Raw genomic sequence first — 16,535 nt, 5'->3', positions numbered from 1 at the left:
GCCGCTGAACGCCGCGAGTCCTGCGCTCGGGCCCGCGAGTCCCCCGCCAGGGCCCGCGAGTGCTGCGTCCGCGCCCGCGAGTTGCCCGCCCGGGTCAGCCCGCCCAGGCCAGCAGCGGGTCGCGGCGCTGGGGGTCGCGCAACAGGGCAAGCGCGCTCTCCTCCAGCCTGCGCACACGTTTGCGAGGCAGGCCGAGGCGCTGCGCGACCTCCTGCTGGCTGTACTGGTGGCCGTCGTGCAGCCCGTACCGCAGCGAGACGACCGTCGCCTCCGTGGGCGGCAGGGTGTCGAGCGTCGACTTGACGTCCTCGGCCAGGGCGCCGCGCTCGAACATCTCGACCGTCTGGGTGCCCTCCCCGCCGGCCACCAGATCACCCATCCGCAGCTCGCCCTCGTCGTCGAGCGGGACGTCGAGACTCACCGTGGCACGCGCGGACTGGCGCAGCTCGACCACGCGCTCCACGGGCAGGCCGGCCTCCGCGGCGAGCTCGTCGAGCGCCGGCTCGTGGTTGCCGCGGGCGAGCAGGGTGCGCCGGGCCCGGTCGAGCTTGGCGATCTGCTCGGTGGTGTGCATGGGCAGCCGGATCGTGTGCGCCTGGAAGGCGTTGCCGCGCTGGATCGCCTGCCGGATCCACCACATCGCGTAGGTGGAGAACTTGAACCCCTTCGCGTAGTCGAACTTCTCGACCGCGCGGATCAGCCCGAGGTTGCCCTCCTGGATGGCGTCGAGCAGGGGCAGCCCGGCGTGGCGGCTCTTCCTGGCGACCGTGACCACCAGCCGCAGGTTGGCCCGGATCATGTGACTCTTGGCGCTCGTGCCTTCCCGGGCCACGGTCTCGAGCGTGCGGCGCTGTGCGGGCAGCGCTTTCGGGGACCGTTCCCCGGCGTCGGCCTGGCGCAGCAGTTCGGCGGCGTAGAGGCCGGCCTCGATGCGCTTGGCCAGGTCGACCTCCTGCTGCGCCGTGAGCAGCGGTGTGGAGCCGACCTCGTCGAGGTAGAAGCGCACCAGGTCGGGCTCGTCCCCGGTGTGCTGGCTACCGCGGCGGGTCGCGGTCATTGTGGCGTCGGCCAATCGTGTCACCTCTCTTCCACGGCGGCGCCGCCACAGAGAGACCCCCGGCCCGGTTGCGGCAGACGGATTGCTGAACGGGATGCGGGGGATTGTCGGCGAAGGCGGCGCGGCGCGCACCCATCTCAACGCCGCGACGGCCCGTGGAATTCCCGCAGTCTAGTGCCCCGACCTGCGGCTACGCGGTCCGGGTCGGCGCACCGCGGAACGTCGCCCGGTAGCCGCTCGGGGACACGCCGAGCGCCGCCTGCAGGTGCTGGCGCAGTGACGCGGCGGTGCCGAAGCCCGCGTCGGCCGCGATCCGGTCGACGGGCAGGTCGGTGCGCTCCAGCAGGTGTCGCGCCCGCTCGATCCGCCGCAGCGTGAGCCACCGCCCCGGGGACATGCCGACCTCCTCCCGGAAGCGGCGGGTGAACGTGCGAGTGCTCATCGACTCCCGCGCGGCCAGCTCCCGCAGCGACAGCGGCCGGTGCAGCTGCTCCAGCGCCCACGCCCGTGCCGCGCCCGTCGACGAGATGCGCGGCTCCGGGACCGGCCGGTGGACGAACTGCGCCTGGCCCCCGTCCCGGTGCGGGGGCACGACGGTCGCGCGGGCGACCTCGTTGGCCACGGCCGCGCCGTGGTCGCGGCGGATCAGGTGCAGGCACAGGTCGATGCCGGACGCCTCACCGGCCGAGGTGAGCACCTCGCCCTCGTCGACGTAGAGCACGTCCGGGTCGAGCTCGACCAGAGGGAACAGGGTGCGGAAGCGGTCGGCCGACATCCAGTGGGTGGTGGCCCGGCGGCCGTCGAGCAGGCCCGCGGCGGCCAGCAGGAACGCGCCGGTGCAGATGGACGCGATGCGGGTGCCGGGCCGGAGCCGGGCGAGCGCGGCGGCGAGCGGGGCGCCGAGCGTGCCCTCGGTCTCGGTCTCGTCGGGCTCGTGGGTCGCCGGGATCAGCACCGTGCCCGCGCCGGCGAGTGCCTCGGGGCCGTGTGGCACGTGGATCGCGAAGTCGGCGTCGGTCCGCACCTCGCCGGGCGCGAGCGCGCAGGTCAGGACCTCGTACAGCGGCGTGCCGTCGGCCGAGCGTGCCCGGCCGAACAGCTGGTGCGCCAGGCCCAGCTCCATCGGCATGACGCCGTGCCGGACGAGGACGGCCACCCGGTGCGCATCGGACATGGCTCGATTCTTGCACATGATGTCTTTCGGGCCACTCGCCGACGCTCCGGCCGGGGCGCAGGATCGGCGGCATGAACGTGTTGTGGGTATTCGCGCATCCCGAGCAATGCTCGCTCAGCGGTGCGCTGAAGGACGAGGGAGTCCGGGCGTTGCAGGAGAGCGGGCACCAGGTGACCGTGTCGGACCTGTACGCGATGAAGTGGAACCCGGTGGTGGAACCGGCCGACTTCGGGCACGACCCGGGCACCCGCCTGCTCGTGGGCCCCGTCGCCAAGCAGGCCTACGCGGCGGGTGAGCTGAGCGCCGACATCCGCGTGGAGCAGGACAAGCTCGGGTGGGCGGACACGCTCGTGCTCCAGTTCCCGCTCTGGTGGCTGGGCATGCCCGCCATTCTCAAGGGCTGGGTCGACCGCGTCTTCGTGAACGGCTTCGCCTTCGGGGTCACCGACCCGGAGTCCGGGCGAACCCTCCGCTACGGCGACGGCGGGCTGGCCGGCAAGCGCGGCATGGTGGTCACCACGATCGGCGCCAGGGCGGCGTCGTTCGGCCCGCGCGGCATCCACGGCGATCTCGACAGCATCCTCTTCCCGGTGCACCACGGCCTGTTCTGGTATTCCGGGATGTCGGTCGCGCCTGCTTTCGCGATGTACGGGGCGGACCGGGCCACCGACGCCGACTACGCGAACGCGGCGGCCGGCCTGCGGGACCGGCTCGCCGCGCTATCGGACGCCGAGCCGATCGCGTTCCGGCGCCAGGACGGCGGCGACTACGACGACGACCTGGTACTGCGCCCGCACGTCGCTCCCGGGCACGCCGGAATCGGGGCGCACTACGCGTGAGGCACGCGCCGGCGGCCGGACATCTCGTCCGTGTAGCGCTCCAGCCGCTCGGCGTGCGCCAGGCTGATCTCCCGCAGCACCAGCAGGCCGGCGAGCAGGTCGCGGGCGAACCACGGCTCCGTGTCGGTCAGCAGGGCCGGGGCGGGCTGCGGGAGCCGGACGGCGCGGCCGAGGCCGATCAGTACGGCGGCGACGGCCAGCACGAACGCGACGGTCAGCATGACGGAACCCCTTTTCACCCGCTCATCAGCGATGGCACAGGCCATTCGGCGCATTTTCGGTGCCACCTGTCGAGATTGGCCTGCTCTTGGCCTAGGCTGCTGGAGAAACTGGACCGGAGAAAGAGCCAATCTTGGGTGAAGTGGATCGTTTTGCGCGGGGTGCCGAACTCGCGGCCGTCCTGGGGAACTGGACGCAGGGGCCCGGGCCGCTCTACCTCAGGCTCACCGACGCGCTGGCCACGGCCGCCGGGGAGGGAGCGGTCCAGCCCGGCGAGCGGCTGCCCTCGGAGCGGGAGCTGGCCCGTTCGCTCGCGGTCAGCCGGGCCACGGTCGTCTCGGCCTACAGCGAGTTGCGGGACCGAGGTGTCCTGGAGCGCAGGCAGGGCAGCGGTACGCGGGTCGCCGCGCGCGGGCGGCCGCCGCGCGACGACGGCCGGGTGCGCGGCGGTCAGGGCACCGTCATCTTCCAGCGGCTCATCGACGGACCGGGACCACTGATATCGCTGGCCTCCGCGGCCGAGGACGGCGCGCCCGAGGTCGCCGACGCGCTGCGGGACCTCGCCCGGCACGACATCAGCGGCCTGCTGGCCGATCCCGGTTACCACCCGCGCGGCCTGCCGGAGCTACGGCAGGCGATCGCCGCGTACTACACCTCCCTCGGCGTGCCGACGGGTGCCGAGGAGGTGCTCGTCACCGCCGGTGCCCACCAGGCGCTCGTCCTCGTCTCCGACGTGTACCTGCGGAACCCCTCGACCGTGGTGGTGGAGGCGCCGAGCTGGCCACCGTGCCTGGACATCTTCCGGGCCGCGAACGCGCGACTGGTTCCGGTCCCGCTCGACGACGAGGGCATCGAGGCACGGCAGCTCTCGGCCGTGCTGGCCGAGCATTCGCCCGGCCTGCTGTACGTGATGCCGACCTACCACAATCCCGCCGGGATCCTTATGTCCGCCGACCGAAGGCGGCGGGTGGCCGAGCTCGCCGCGCGGCACGGTGTCGCCATCCTCGAGGACAACGCCTACGCGGACTGCGGGTTCGGCGACGGCGCCGAACCACCCCCTCCGCTGGCCGCGTACACGTCCGCGGCGGCCGAGACGATCACCGTCGGCTCGCTCAAGGCGGTGTGGGGCGGGCTGCGGATCGGCTGGGTTCGGGGCCCGGCCGGGATCATCGAGCGCTGCGCGCGGCGCAAGGCGCTGGCCGACCTCGGGAGCCCGGTCATCGAGCAGGCGCTCGTCGCGCGGCTCGTGCCGCGGCTCGGCGAGATCGCCGAGCGGCGCTCCGCCCTCCGGCGGGAGCGGTGCTCGCTGCTCGAAGGGCTGCTGCGCGAGCAGTTGCCCGACTGGAGCTGGCGCAGTCCGGACGGCGGCTCATCGCTGTGGGTCGCCCTGCCCGAGGGCAGCGCCGACGTGTTCGCCCAGCTGGCCCTGCGGCACGGCGTCGAGGTGATCCCGGGCTCGACGATGGACCCGACGGGCGCGCACGACGGTTACCTGCGGGTGCCGTTCATGCGGCCGCCCGAGGAGCTGGCCGAGCTCGTCCGGCGCCTCGCCGCCGCGTGGACCGAGCTCCGGCGCTACGGCCCGCGGGACTACGGCCCGCTGCGCCCGGTCATCTGACCCGCGAGTCCCCCGTCCCAGCCCGCGAGCCCCCGTCCAGACCCGCGAGTTGCCCGTCCACGATGACACGAGTGGGCAACTCGCGGGCTTCAGTGGGGGACTCGCGCGGCGCGGCACTAGAATGGGCGTCATGGCCCGGCCGAACGACGAGGTCGAGGCACTGCTCCAGGAGTACGCCGACCTCCTCTCCATCACCGGCGGTGACGCGTTCAAAGTGCGCGCCTACGAGCGCGCCGCCCGCGCCATCGGCGGTCATCACGAGGACGTGTCGGCACTCGACGCGCAGGCGCTCCGGGCGCTGCCCGGCGTCGGCCGGTCGGTCGCCGAGAAGGTGGCGGAGTTCTTCCGCACCGGCCGGGTGCAGGCGATCGAGGACGTGCGAGCGCGGATCCCGGCCGGCGTACGCCAGCTCACCGCGGTCCCGACGCTCGGACCGAAGAAGGCCGCCGTGCTCTACCACGATCTCGGCATCTCCTCGGTCGAGGAGATGGTCGCCGCCATCCACGACGAGCGGCTGCGCGATCTCAAGGGCTTCGGGCCGAAGACGGAGGAGAACATCCTGCACGGCGTGGAGCTGCTACAGCAGGCGGGCGACCGGGCGCTGCTCGACGTGGCGTGGGAGCTGGCTGCCGAGATCGTCGACGAGCTGTCGGCGGTGACCGGTTGCCTGCGCTGCACCCACGCGGGTTCGCTGCGCCGCTTCCGCGAGACCATCGGCGACATCGACATCCTCGCCGCCGCCGAGGACTCCGGCCCGCTGATGGAGCGGTTCAGCCGCCTATCCATTGTGGACGAGGTCGTCGCGGCGGGGGAGAAGAAGACGTCCGTGCGAACCTCGAAAGGACTTCAGGTGGACCTGCGGGTGGTGCCGCCACAGGCCTGGGGCGCGGCGTTGCAGTACTTCACGGGCTCCAAGGCGCACAACATCCGGGTCCGCGAGATGGCGGTGCACGCGGGGCTCAAACTGTCCGAGTACGGCCTCTTCGACGCCGACACCGGCGAGCTCGTCGTGTCCGAGACCGAGGAGAAGGTCTACCAGCGGCTCGGCCTCCCGTGGATCGCGCCGCCCCTGCGGGAGGACCGGGGCGAGGTCGAGGCCGCCGCCCGCGGCGGGCTGCCGGAGCTGGTGACGGAGCGGGACATCCGCGGGGACCTGCACACGCACACCGACCTGACCGACGGCGTGTCCTCGCTGGAGGACATGGTGCGGGCGGCGGCCGGGCGCGGCCACGCCTACTACGCGATCACCGACCACGCGCCCGACATGGCCATGCAGCGCATGTCGGAGGAGAAGATCCTCGCGCAGCGCGCACGCGTGCGCGAACTCGCCGACGAGTACCCGCGGCTGCGGCTGCTGCACGGCACCGAGCTCAACATCGCCCCGGACGGCGAGGTGGACTGGCCCGCCGAGTTCCTCGCCGGCTTCGACCTGTGCGTGGCGTCGGTGCACTCGCATTTCACGCAGTCCGGTCCGGAGATGACGCGCCGCCTGGTGCGGGCATGCGAGAACCCCTGCGTCAACATCATCGGCCACCCGACCACGCGCCTCATCGGCCGCCGTCCGGCGGTGGATGCCGATCTCGGCGAGGTGTTCCGCGCCTGTGCCCGTACCGGGACCGCGCTGGAGATCAACTCCGCGCCGGACCGGCTCGACCTGCGTGACGAGGACATCCTGCACGCCAAGCGTTACGGCGTTCGGTTCGCGATCAACAGCGACGCGCACGCCACGCAGCAGCTCGGCCTTCTGCGCTACGGCGTCGGCACCGCGCAGCGGGGCTGGCTCACGAGGGACGACGTGATCAACACCTGGCCGTGGGCGAAACTGCGGGCGTTCCTGCGCAAGGGCCGGGAGCGCGACAGCGCGAGCAAGCACAGCAAGCACAGCAAGCGTGGCGCGGCGGGCCGGGGCTGAGCCGAGGCCTGACGGCCGCGCCCGAGATCACCGGTCGAGAACGAGAGCGCCGCTCCGGGCATGCTGGCTACAGAGAGCGCCGCTCTCGAATCTGACTGATGTTCACGGGGGAGTCATGGCAGAACGGTTCGGTGCCGGTCCGGAAGCCGGTCCGGAAGTCGTGGCGGGCGGGCAGGTCCACGCGGGGTCCGGGTGGCCGGCCGCGCGAACGGGCGCGTCACTGCTCGCGGTCACGGGCGCGCTGTTCCTGCTCTATCCGGTGCTCCGCCCGTACTCGGACGAGTCCACGCTGGCCGGTGCCCGAGCGATGTCCGGTCCGGGCTGGCTGGTCTCCCATCTGCTCGCCGTCGCCGGTTTCGTCCTGCTCGCCCTGAGCCTGCTGGCGTTGTACCGGCTGCTGCAGGGCGGGCCGGGTGAGCGGCAGGCACTCCGCGCGGTGGCGGCGACCTGGACCGGCGCCGGGCTGACCCTGCCGTACTACGGCGCGGAGGTGTTCGGCCTGCACGCGATCAGCCTGCGGGCCCTGCGCGAGCAGGATCCGGCCCTGCTGGAGCTGGCCGAAACGATGCGCATGGGCCCGGTTCCCGCGGCCATGTTCGCGGCCGGTCTGGCGCTGCTGGCCGGGGGCACGGTCCTGGCCGCGCTGGCGGTCGGCCGCTCCGCGGCGCTGCCGCGCGGCAGCGGTGCCGTTCTCGCCGTGGCCTTCGTCCTCTTCCTGCCACAGTTCTTCACCGCCCCGCCGGTCCGGATGGCGCACGGCGCGCTGGTCGCGCTCGGCTGCGGCCGGCTCGCCGTCGCGCTGTGGCGCTCAGCTCGCCGCTGACCCGCTCGCATCGCCACGCCGCTCAGCTCGCGGCGATGCGCCGCAGCAGCTTCTCGAGCGTCTGACGCTCGGCCACGGTGAGCGCGTCGAGCAGTTCGGTGTCCACCTGCCCGGCCAGTTCGCGGGCCTCGGCGAGCGTCGTGGCTCCCTGTTCGGTGACGGCGACCAGCCGGGTGCGCCGATCGTCCGGATGCGGCTCCCGCCGGACCAGTCCCGCTCGTTCCAGGTCGTCGACGAGCGCGACGACGGCGCTCGGGTCCACGCCGAGCACCCCACCGAGCTCGCGCTGGGACAGCCCGCCGTGCGCCGCCGAGGCCGCGAGCACGGTGTAGTGCCTGCTGCGCAGGCCGAACGGCTCCAGCGCGCGGTTGAGATTGCGGATCGCCCGCCCGCCCGCGCGGGCGAGCAGGTAGCCGATCTCGCCCGAAGGGAGGTCGCTCATCGTGTCACCAGACTCCTTGGGGAAATCAATGGTTGACAAGAGTAACCATTGATGAGTACACCTTTATATCAGGGAACCTGATACGGAGGGAGGCGCCGACCGTGGATCTCACCGGAAAGGTCGCGCTCGTGACCGGAAGTGGTCGCGGGCTCGGTCTCGCCTATGCCAAGGAGCTGGCCTCGGCCGGTGCCCGGGTGGTGGTGAACGACGTGGACGCCGGCACCGCCGACGCGGCCGTCAAGGAGATCACCGCCGCCGGTGGTACGGCCGTCGCCGAGGTCGCGGCCGTCGGCGGCACGGCGGCCGCGGAGGCGCTGGTCTCCCGCGCGGTCGACGAGTTCGGCCGCCTCGACGTCCTGGTGACGAATGCGGGCGTGCTGCGCGACAAGGTCCTGTGGAAGATGTCCGACGAGGACTTCGACACGGTCGTCGACGTGCACCTGCGGGGCACGTTCACCTGTGCCCGCGCCGCCGTCCGGCACATGCGCGAGCGGGGCGAGGGTGGCCGTCTCGTCCTGGTCGGCTCGCCCGCGGGGCAGCGCGGCAACTTCGGCCAGACCAACTACTCGGCGGCCAAGGCCGGGATCGCCGCGTTCGCCCGCACCTGGTCGATGGAGCTGGCCAGGGCCGGCATCACCGTGAACGCGGTCATCCCGGTGGCCGCCACCGGCATGACCGAGACCATCCCGGCGCTGGCGCCGTACGTCGAGGCGCTGCGGCGCGGCGAGCCGATGCCCGCCTTCGCGCGCCGGGCGCTGGCGTTCGGGGCGCCGGAGGACGCCGCGGGCCTGGTCGCGTTCCTCGCCTCGGACGCCGCCGCGGAGGTGACCGGCCAGTGTATCGGCATCGGCGGCGACCGGCTCTCGCTGTGGTCGCATCCGCAGCAGGTCGCCACCGCCTACGCCGACGGCGGCTGGAGCGCGGACGCCCTCGCCGAGGCGTGGTCGACGACGGTGGGCGCCGAGTTGCAGAGTGTCGGCGAGAAGCTGCCCGAGCCGCCCGCGAACTGAGGTTCTCATGGATCACACGAAGCTCGACGCGATCGACGTCCACGTGCACGTGGAGACCGACCCGCACGGCCACCTGTCGCTGCCGGACGAGTTCCTGGCGGCGTCGGCGAAGTACTTCGGCGCTGACCACCGCGCTCCGGGCCTGCCCGAGATCGCCGACTACTACCGGCAGCAGCGCATCGGTGCGGTGGTGTTCACCGTCGACATCGAGTCGGCAACCGGGCATCCCGCGCTGTCCAACGAGGAGATCGCGCTGGCGGCGGCCGAGCACGCCGACGTCCTGCTGCCGTTCGCCAGCATCGACCCGGCCAAGGGCAGGGCGGGCGCGCGCCGGTTCCGGCGGCTGGTGACCGAGCACGGCATGCGCGGCCTGAAGTTCCACCCGAGCATCCAGGACTTCGCCCCGAACGACGGCAGCGCCTACCCGCTGCTCGAGGTGGCGCAGGAACTGGGAGTTCCGGCGCTGTTCCACACCGGGCAGACCGGCATCGGCGCGGGCATGCCCGGCGGGGGTGGCATCAAGCTCGGACTGTCGAACCCGATGCTGGTCGACGAGGTCGCCGTGGAGTTCCCCGAACTGACGATCATCCTCGCGCACCCGTCGTTTCCCTGGCAGGACGAGGCGCTGGCCGTCGCGACGCACAAGCCGAACGTCTACATCGACCTGTCCGGCTGGTCGCCCAAGTACTTCCCGCCGCAGCTGGTGCGCTACGCCAACAGCCTGTTGCAGGACAAAGTGCTTTTCGGCTCGGACTACCCGCTGATCACGCCGGAGCGGTGGATGCGCGACTTCGACAATCTGGAGATCAAGCCGCACGTGCGGCCCAAGATCCTCAAGGACAACGCGGTGCGTGTCCTGAACCTCGCCGCACAGGAGGAGAAGTGAGCACAAAGGTCAGCTTCGCCGACGTCCGGACGTTGGCCGGCCGCGATCTCGGCAGCAGTGACTGGATCGAGGTCGACCAGTGGCGTATCAACACCTTCGCCGACGCCACCGGCGACCACCAGTGGATTCACGTGGACGAGGACAAGGCGAAGACGGGGCCGTTCGGCGGCACCATCGCGCACGGCTACCTCACCCTCTCCCTGGTCATTCCACTGTGGACTGAACTGCTGGACGTTTCGGGCGTCAGCACGAAGGTGAACTACGGCCTGAACAAGGTACGCTTTCCCTCGCCGGTGCCCGCGGGCTCCCGTATCCGGCTCTCCGCCAGGCTCGTGCAGGTCGACGACGTGCCCGGCGACGGTCTCCAGCTCACCGTGGACGCCGTTGTCGAGATCGAGAACGGCGAGAAGCCGGCCTGCGTGGCACAGCCGGTGCTCCGGTTCTATCCCTGAGCGAAAGCGGGTTCACCGGCTCGACGAGGAGTCAGCATGATCTACCGCAGCCCACTTCCCGATGTCGACATCCCGGACGTCACCCTGACCGAGTACGTCCTCGGCCCGGCCGCCCGGCTCGGCGACAAGACCGCGCTGGTCGACGGTGTGACCGGGGAACGGCTCAGCTATGCCGAACTGGTGGCCGAGGTGTCGGCCGGTGCCGCGGGGCTCACCGCGCTCGGCGTCCGGCCGGGTGACGTGGTGGCACTGATGAGCCACAACCAGCCGCGGTACGCGGTCGCGCTGCACGCCGCGATCGCCGCCGGTGCCGCGGTCACCCCGGTCAACCCGGTGCTGACGGCCGAGGAGGTCGGCAGGCAGTTGTCCGCGTCAGGGGCCTCCGTGCTCATCACCGCCGAGCCGGTCGCGGAGAAGGCCCGCGACGCCGCGCGCGCGGCCGGGGTCGAGCACGTCTTCGTGCTCGGCGGGCGCAGGGAACACGGAGTGCACCCGAGCTTCGCCGGGTTGCCTGCCGGTGACCCGGTGCCGCCGCGACCGGAGATCGACCCGGCCACGACGGTCGCGGTTCTGCCGTTCTCCAGCGGCACCACCGGAAAGGCCAAGGGAGTCCGGCTCAGCCACCGCAACCTCGTCGCGAATCTCGCGCAGACCAGGGCCGGCTGGCGGATCACGTCCGACGACGTCCAGGCCGCGGTACTGCCGTTCTTCCACATCTACGGCTTCACCATCATCCTGAACTCCGGCCTGCTCGCCGGGGCGACCGTGGTCACGCTGCCCCGCTTCGAGCCCGGCACCTACCTGCGGGCGCTCGCCGAGCACCGGGTCACCCGCGCCTACTTCGCGCCGCCGATGGTGCTGGCGCTGGCAGGCGCGCCGGAGGTCGACGACCACGACCTGAGCTCGCTCAGGTACATCCTGTGCGGCGCCGCGCCGCTGGACGTCGAGGTCGCCGCAAGTGCGGAGAAGCGGCTCGGTTGCCCGATCCGGCAGGGCTACGGGATGACCGAGGCGAGCCCGGGCACGCATCAGGTCTTCGACGACGACTTCGGGAGCACTCCCGCGGGCAGTGTGGGCAGGCTGTCCCCGAACACGCAGGCGCGGCTGGTGCTGCCGGGTACCGACACCGACGTCGCGCCGGGCGAGACCGGGGAGCTGCTGATCCGCGGGCCGCAGGTGATGCTCGGCTACCTCGGCGATCCCGAGGCCACGGCGAGCGCGGTCACCGACGGCTGGCTGCACACCGGCGACCTCGTGCGGGTCGACTCCGACGGCGTGTTCTGGATCGTCGACCGGCTCAAGGAGCTGATCAAGTACAAGGGTTACCAGGTGGCGCCCGCCGAGCTGGAGTCGGTGCTGCTCAACCACCCGGACGTGCTCGACGCCGCGGTGATCGGGGTCCCGCATCCCGAGGGCGGGGAGGCGCCCCAGGCCTTCGTGGTGGCGGACCGGGAGCTGGACGCGGCCGAGCTGATGGCGTGGGTCGCCGAACGGGTGGCGCCGTACAAGAAGGTGCGCGGCGTGGAGTTCGTCGACTCGATCCCGAAGTCGCCGACCGGGAAGATCCTGCGGCGGGTGCTGCAGCAGCGCGAAGCCTGAGCGCCGCGCACATCCCCAATGCGGCAGCGGGTGCGTCCAGCGCACCGAATGCCACATTGGGGACGCCGCTCGGCGGCGTCAGTGTGAGCTGGACGGCTCCCACAGGTTGATGCCCGAGTCCACGGCGTAGGTGTCGATCTCCGCGAGCTCCTCGGCGCTGAAGTCGAGGTTGTCCAGGGCCGCCACGTTGTTCTCCAGCTGGGCGACACTGCTCGCGCCGACGAGCATCGACGTCATCCGCGGGTCCCGCAGGCCCCACGCCAGCGCCAGCTGCGCGAGCGTCTGGCCGCGCCGCCGGGCGATCTCGTTCAGCGCGCGCACCCGCCCGAGCGTCTCCTCGGTCAGCATCTCCCGGCTCATCGCGCCGCCGGTGGCCACGCGCGAGTCCGCGGGCACCCCGCCGAGGTAGCGGTCGGTGAGCAGCCCCTGCGCCAGCGGCGAGAAGCCGATGCACCCGCTGCCCTCCCGCTCCAGTGTGGCGAGCAGGTCCTGCCGCTCGATCCAGCGGTTGAGCATCGAGTACGACGGCTGGTGGATGAGCAGCGGCGTGCCGAGCTCCCGCAGGATTCGCGCCGCCTCCGCGGTGCGCTCGGCCGAGTACGAGGAGATGCCCACGTAGAGCGCCTTGCCGGCGCGCACCGCCGAGTCCAGCGCGCCCATCGTCTCGGCCAGCGGCGTGTCCGGGTCGAACCGGTGCGAGTAGAAGATGTCGACGTAGTCCAGCCCCATCCGCTCCAGCGACTGGTCGAGCGAGGCGAGCAGGTACTTGCGCGAACCCCAGTTCCCGTAAGGGCCGGGCCACATGTCGTAGCCGGCCTTGGTGGAGATCACCAGCTCGTCCCGGTACGGGCGCAGGTCACCGGCGAGGATGCGGCCGAAGTTGCTCTCCGCGCTGCCGTAGGGAGGGCCGTAGTTGTTGGCGAGGTCGAAGTGCGTGATCCCCAGGTCGAACGCGCGCCGGCAGATCGCCCGCTGCGTCTCGAACGGCCGGTCGTGGCCGAAGTTGTGCCACAACCCGAGCGAGACGGCCGGGAGCCGCAGTCCGCTGTGTCCGCAGCGCCGGTAGGGGATCGAGTCGTAGCGGGAGTCCGCGGCAACGTAGGTCACGCGGGGAGCGTACTGCCCCTGCCCCGCGGCCAGGTCCCGCCTCGTGAGTGCGCACACGAGTTAGAACTCGCGTGCGCACTCACGAGCGGTGGGGCGGGAACAACGGTGGCAGGGTCGGACGTTGCCTCACCGAGCGACACGGAACAGGGGTGGGATCGTGGGCAGGAAGACGACCAGGGGCGCGCGGATTCTCGGTGCGGTGGCGGCGGGGGCAGGCGCGGCGGCGGCCGGTGGCGTCGCGCTCGCCGCCCGCGGCGTGCTGCCCGCGCTCGGCGGCCGCCCGGACGGCGCCCGGCTGCTCGCCTCTCCCCAGTTCCACGACGGCGCCTTCCGCAACACCGCCCCGCCCCGCTGGCTGCCGCCCGGCAGCGGCAAGGCGACGGTGCGTGAGCTGTTCTTCGGCGGCCGGCGCCGCCGTCCCGGCGCGGCGGTGCCGCTGGTCCCGCCGGCCGGTCCGGCGCCCGCCGACGGGCTGCACATCACGTGGTTCGGCCACGCGTCCTCGCTGGTGGAACTGGACGGCGTGCGCGTGCTGCTCGATCCCGTGTGGAGTGAGCGGGTGTCGCCCTCCGGCGTGCTCGGCCCGCGCCGCCTGCATCCGGTTCCGCACCGGCTGGCTGACCTGCCGGGCCTGGACGTGATCGTCATCTCGCACGACCACTACGACCACCTCGACATGTCGACCGTGCGGGCACTGGCCCGGCTGCACGACGTGCCGTTCGTCGTGCCGCTCGGGGTCGGTGCGCACCTGCGCCGCTGGAAGGTGCCGGAGAACCGCATCGTCGAACTGGACTGGGACGACTCGGTCGAGGTGGCCGGCCTGCGCATCGTCGCCACCCCCGCGCGGCACTTCTCCGGCCGTGCGTTCTCCCGCAACAACACCCTCTGGGCGTCGTGGGTGATCGCCGGGCAGCGCCACCGCGTCTTCTACACCGGCGACTCCGGCCACTTCGAGGGCTACGCCGCGATCGGTGAACGGCACGGCCCCTTCGACGCGGCGCTCGTCCAGATCGGCGCCTACAACGCGAGCTGGCCGGACATCCACATGACCCCGGAGGAGGGCGTCGCCGCGCATCTCGACGTGCGCGGCGGGCTGCTGATCCCGGTGCATTGGGCGACGTTCAACCTCGCCCCGCACGCGTGGGCGGAGCCCGCCGATCGCGTGTGGCAGGAAGCGAAGGCGCACGATATCGCGCTCGCCGTGCCGCGCCCCGGCGAGCGCATCGACGTCGCCGCCCCACCGCAGGTCGACGGTTGGTGGCAGGCACTGGGATAAACCCGCGGTCACCTCGGCGGGCGTGCTCGTGCGCGTTGTGTAACCAGGCACCATGACGCCACCCGACCCGAAAGGCTGCCCGATGAGACGGCCCTCGAGACGCCCCGCCGCGATCGCGTTCCTCGGCGCCACGCTGCTCGCCGGTGCCTGCACCACCGCGCCCGCCGACCAGAAACCGCTGGCCGCGCCCGCCCCGGAGAGCACGCAGGCCGCCCCCGCGGAGTCGTTCAGCGTGGTGGCCACCGGGGACGTGCTCGTCCACCCGGCACTGAGCGAGCAGGCCGCCACGGACGCGGAGGGGCCGGAAGCGGCCGAGTTCGACTTCCGGCCGCTCTTCTCCGGGATCAGCCCGCTCGTGTCGAGGGCGAACCTCGCGCTGTGCCATCTCGAGGTGCCGCTGGCCGAGGACGGCGGACCGTACAGCGGCTATCCACAGTTCAACGCGCCGCCCGAACTCGCGGGCGCACTCGCCGACACGGGCTACGACGGCTGCTCGACTGCGTCCAACCACGTGCTCGATCAGGGCGAGGAGGGACTCGCGCGCACGCTCGACGTCCTCGACGAGGCCGGTATCGAGCACACCGGCTCCGCGCGCGACCAGGAGGAGGCCGAGACCCCGCTCATCCTCGACGCGGGCGCAGCCAAGGTCGGGCACCTGTCGTACACCTTCGGCTACAACGGTTTCACCGAACCCGCGGGCAAGCCGTGGACCGCCAATGAGCTCGACGCCGACGCCGTGGTGGCCGAGGCCGAGGCGGCCCGCGCCGCCGGAGCCGAGGTCGTCATCGCGAGCCTGCACTGGGGCGAGGAGTACGGGCACGAGCCCACCGAGGAACAGCGGCAGCTCGCCGAACGGCTGCTCGGCGAGGACTCCATCGACCTGATCATCGGCCACCACGCGCACGTCGTGCAGCCGATCGAGCGTATCGGCGAGAAGTGGGTGGCCTACGGGCTCGGCAACTCCGTGGCCCGGCACGAGGAGCCCCGTGGCGTGAGCGAGGAGGGCATCGCCGCGCGGTTCCGCTTCACCCGCGACGGTGAGCGCTGGGTGGTCGACAGTGCCGAGTACGTGCCCACCCTCGTCGAGCTCGGCCCGCCCATCCGCCTCGTCGACCTCACCGCCAGCGAGAGCACCGAGCGGCGCGAAGAGGCGCTCGAACGTATCGACGAGATCGTGCTCAGCCGCGGCGGCGGGCAGGACGGGCTGACGCGCCCCGGCCGCTGACCCGCTCGACCAGCAGCTCCAGCAGTTCCGCCACGGCGGCGGAGGTGTCCGCCGCGCGTGTCGTGGCGTGCACCTCCCTGGTCAGCGGCGCGGGCCGCGCCACCTCCAGGAACGTGACACCGGCCCGCGGTACCGCGGCGAGCTCCGGCACGAGCGCGACACCGAGGTCCGCCGCCACGAGGGTGAGCATGACGTCGTAGCTGTCCGTGCGGAAGCCGACCTTCGGCTCGAAACCCGCGGCCCGGCAGGCCAGCTCCACCAGCGCCTGGAACCCGGTGGCCGGCCGTGGCGAGATCCAGTCGGCTCCCGCGTAGTCGGGCAGCCGCACCGGACCGTCGTCGCCGGGGCGCAGGCTCGGCGGCACGGCGAGCAGCAGCCGCTCGCTGCGCAGCGCCGTCTGGCGCAGCCCGCGCAGGTCCGGCTTGGGCAGCCGCGCGTACTGGTGCGTGACGGCGAGATCGACCTCGCCGGCCCGCACGGCGGGCACGGCCTCGTCGGGTTCGAGTTCCACGAACGTCACCTCCACGCCGGGGTGGCGCCTGCGGAACGTGCCGAGCGCGGGAACCGCGAAACCCGCCGCGGTGCCGAACGCCGCCACCCGCAGCCGCCCGCCTCGCAGGCCGGCGACCGCCAGCAGCGCCTGCTCCGCGCCGTCGAGCTCGACCAGCACCCGGTCGGCGTGCTCGGCGAGCACCCGCCCGGCCTCGGTGAGCCGCACGCTGCGCGGCCCCCGTTCCAGCAGCGAGACACCCGTGTCCCGCTCCAGCGCCGCGAGCTGCTGTGACGCGGCCGCCGCCGTGCAACCGGCGCGCTGCGCGGCACCGGCGATGGAGCCGGTCCTGGTGACGTCGCGGAGCAGCCGGAGCCGACGAGGATCGAGCACAAGCACAACTTAC

The 16,535-nt window shown here is 72.4% G+C and carries 16 protein-coding genes; 10 read left to right on the top strand and 6 right to left on the bottom strand.

From position 1 onward, the window contains the following. Positions 1-94: 94 nt before the first annotated feature. Both JAP66_RS13055 and JAP66_RS13050 read right to left on the bottom strand, forming a co-directional pair. The gene (locus JAP66_RS13055; RefSeq protein ID WP_199431937.1) at positions 95-1,072 is read right to left on the bottom strand and encodes a sigma-70 family RNA polymerase sigma factor; all 978 of its coding nucleotides are present in this window, start codon (positions 1,070-1,072) and stop codon (positions 95-97) included. A 175-nt stretch (positions 1,073-1,247) separates the two neighbouring features. Then, the gene (locus tag JAP66_RS13050) at positions 1,248-2,231 is read right to left on the bottom strand and encodes a GlxA family transcriptional regulator (RefSeq protein ID WP_199431936.1); all 984 of its coding nucleotides are present in this window, start codon (positions 2,229-2,231) and stop codon (positions 1,248-1,250) included. Positions 2,232-2,302: 71 nt separating this feature from the next. On the opposite strand from JAP66_RS13050, the gene JAP66_RS13045 reads away from it, so the two are divergent. Beyond that, entirely contained in the window at positions 2,303-3,070 is a 768-nt protein-coding gene (locus JAP66_RS13045; RefSeq protein WP_199431935.1) for an NAD(P)H-dependent oxidoreductase, read from the top strand. Here JAP66_RS13045 and JAP66_RS13040 read toward each other — a convergent pair. After that, positions 3,061-3,291, bottom strand: coding sequence for a hypothetical protein (locus tag JAP66_RS13040; RefSeq protein WP_199431934.1), 231 nt, complete (start codon positions 3,289-3,291; stop codon positions 3,061-3,063). The genes JAP66_RS13045 and JAP66_RS13040 overlap by 10 nt on opposite strands. 128 nt (positions 3,292-3,419) lie before the next feature. On the opposite strand from JAP66_RS13040, the gene JAP66_RS13035 reads away from it, so the two are divergent. The 3 genes from JAP66_RS13035 to JAP66_RS13025 all read left to right on the top strand — a co-directional run bounded on the left by JAP66_RS13035 (position 3,420) and on the right by JAP66_RS13025 (position 7,642). After that, positions 3,420-4,907 carry an aminotransferase-like domain-containing protein gene (locus JAP66_RS13035; protein WP_199432046.1) on the top strand — a complete coding sequence of 496 codons (1,488 nt, stop codon included), beginning with the start codon at positions 3,420-3,422 and terminating at the stop codon, positions 4,905-4,907. Between the two features lie 130 nt (positions 4,908-5,037). Then, positions 5,038-6,819, top strand: a complete 1,782-nt coding sequence (gene polX / locus JAP66_RS13030) for a DNA polymerase/3'-5' exonuclease PolX (RefSeq protein ID WP_199431933.1) — start codon at positions 5,038-5,040, stop codon at positions 6,817-6,819. Between the two features lie 115 nt (positions 6,820-6,934). Then, positions 6,935-7,642 carry a hypothetical protein gene (locus JAP66_RS13025; RefSeq protein ID WP_199431932.1) on the top strand — a complete coding sequence of 236 codons (708 nt, stop codon included), beginning with the start codon at positions 6,935-6,937 and terminating at the stop codon, positions 7,640-7,642. A gap of 22 nt (positions 7,643-7,664) precedes the next feature. Here the strand turns inward: JAP66_RS13025 and JAP66_RS13020 are convergent, their stop codons facing one another. Continuing rightward, positions 7,665-8,084, bottom strand: a complete 420-nt coding sequence (locus tag JAP66_RS13020) for a MarR family winged helix-turn-helix transcriptional regulator (RefSeq protein WP_199431931.1) — start codon at positions 8,082-8,084, stop codon at positions 7,665-7,667. Positions 8,085-8,185: 101 nt separating this feature from the next. On the opposite strand from JAP66_RS13020, the gene JAP66_RS13015 reads away from it, so the two are divergent. From JAP66_RS13015 to JAP66_RS13000, 4 genes are read left to right on the top strand one after another with little or no spacing between them, the layout of a single operon-like run. Continuing rightward, positions 8,186-9,094, top strand: coding sequence for an SDR family NAD(P)-dependent oxidoreductase (locus JAP66_RS13015; protein ID WP_199431930.1), 909 nt, complete (start codon positions 8,186-8,188; stop codon positions 9,092-9,094). A 7-nt stretch (positions 9,095-9,101) separates the two neighbouring features. Next, a complete protein-coding gene (locus tag JAP66_RS13010) occupies positions 9,102-9,980 on the top strand; it encodes an amidohydrolase family protein (protein WP_199431929.1) in 879 nt (292 codons plus the stop codon). After that, the gene (locus JAP66_RS13005; RefSeq protein WP_199431928.1) at positions 9,977-10,432 is read left to right on the top strand and encodes a MaoC family dehydratase; all 456 of its coding nucleotides are present in this window, start codon (positions 9,977-9,979) and stop codon (positions 10,430-10,432) included. The genes JAP66_RS13010 and JAP66_RS13005 overlap by 4 nt, the downstream gene beginning before the upstream one ends. A gap of 36 nt (positions 10,433-10,468) precedes the next feature. Beyond that, positions 10,469-12,031, top strand: a complete 1,563-nt coding sequence (locus JAP66_RS13000) for an AMP-binding protein (protein ID WP_199431927.1) — start codon at positions 10,469-10,471, stop codon at positions 12,029-12,031. A gap of 78 nt (positions 12,032-12,109) precedes the next feature. Here JAP66_RS13000 and mgrA read toward each other — a convergent pair whose 3' ends face one another. After that, the gene (gene mgrA, locus JAP66_RS12995) at positions 12,110-13,138 is read right to left on the bottom strand and encodes an L-glyceraldehyde 3-phosphate reductase (RefSeq protein ID WP_199431926.1); all 1,029 of its coding nucleotides are present in this window, start codon (positions 13,136-13,138) and stop codon (positions 12,110-12,112) included. 157 nt (positions 13,139-13,295) lie between these two features. Between mgrA and JAP66_RS12990 the strand changes: the two genes are divergently transcribed. Both JAP66_RS12990 and JAP66_RS12985 read left to right on the top strand, forming a co-directional pair. Next, the gene (locus JAP66_RS12990; protein ID WP_372448966.1) at positions 13,296-14,414 is read left to right on the top strand and encodes an MBL fold metallo-hydrolase; all 1,119 of its coding nucleotides are present in this window, start codon (positions 13,296-13,298) and stop codon (positions 14,412-14,414) included. Between the two features lie 82 nt (positions 14,415-14,496). Further along, a complete protein-coding gene (locus JAP66_RS12985) occupies positions 14,497-15,639 on the top strand; it encodes a CapA family protein (RefSeq protein WP_199431925.1) in 1,143 nt (380 codons plus the stop codon). Here JAP66_RS12985 and JAP66_RS12980 read toward each other — a convergent pair. Continuing rightward, the gene (locus JAP66_RS12980; RefSeq protein WP_199431924.1) at positions 15,593-16,522 is read right to left on the bottom strand and encodes a LysR substrate-binding domain-containing protein; all 930 of its coding nucleotides are present in this window, start codon (positions 16,520-16,522) and stop codon (positions 15,593-15,595) included. The genes JAP66_RS12985 and JAP66_RS12980 overlap by 47 nt on opposite strands. Between the last annotated feature and the right edge of the window lie 13 nt (positions 16,523-16,535).

Origin of the sequence: Qaidamihabitans albus, from assembly GCF_016464705.1 — a bacterium.
In the GTDB taxonomy this organism is placed as follows: domain Bacteria; phylum Actinomycetota; class Actinomycetes; order Mycobacteriales; family Pseudonocardiaceae; genus Qaidamihabitans; species Qaidamihabitans albus.
Note: the sequence above shows the minus strand (reverse complement) of the source record. Positions and strands in the feature narration are given on the sequence as shown.

What these genes read in the sequence shown, in the direction of transcription:
- JAP66_RS13050 (WP_199431936.1), bottom strand. Translation starts at nt 2,231, where the DNA reads ATGTCCGATGCGCACCGGGTGGCCGTCCTCGTCCGGCACGGCGTCATG.
- JAP66_RS13045 (WP_199431935.1), top strand. Translation starts at nt 2,303, where the DNA reads ATGAACGTGTTGTGGGTATTCGCGCATCCCGAGCAATGCTCGCTCAGC.
- JAP66_RS13040 (WP_199431934.1), bottom strand. Translation starts at nt 3,291, where the DNA reads ATGCTGACCGTCGCGTTCGTGCTGGCCGTCGCCGCCGTACTGATCGGC.
- polX (WP_199431933.1), top strand. Translation starts at nt 5,038, where the DNA reads ATGGCCCGGCCGAACGACGAGGTCGAGGCACTGCTCCAGGAGTACGCC.
- JAP66_RS13025 (WP_199431932.1), top strand. Translation starts at nt 6,935, where the DNA reads ATGGCAGAACGGTTCGGTGCCGGTCCGGAAGCCGGTCCGGAAGTCGTG.
- JAP66_RS13020 (WP_199431931.1), bottom strand. Translation starts at nt 8,084, where the DNA reads ATGAGCGACCTCCCTTCGGGCGAGATCGGCTACCTGCTCGCCCGCGCG.
- JAP66_RS13010 (WP_199431929.1), top strand. Translation starts at nt 9,102, where the DNA reads ATGGATCACACGAAGCTCGACGCGATCGACGTCCACGTGCACGTGGAG.
- JAP66_RS13000 (WP_199431927.1), top strand. Translation starts at nt 10,469, where the DNA reads ATGATCTACCGCAGCCCACTTCCCGATGTCGACATCCCGGACGTCACC.
- JAP66_RS12985 (WP_199431925.1), top strand. Translation starts at nt 14,497, where the DNA reads ATGAGACGGCCCTCGAGACGCCCCGCCGCGATCGCGTTCCTCGGCGCC.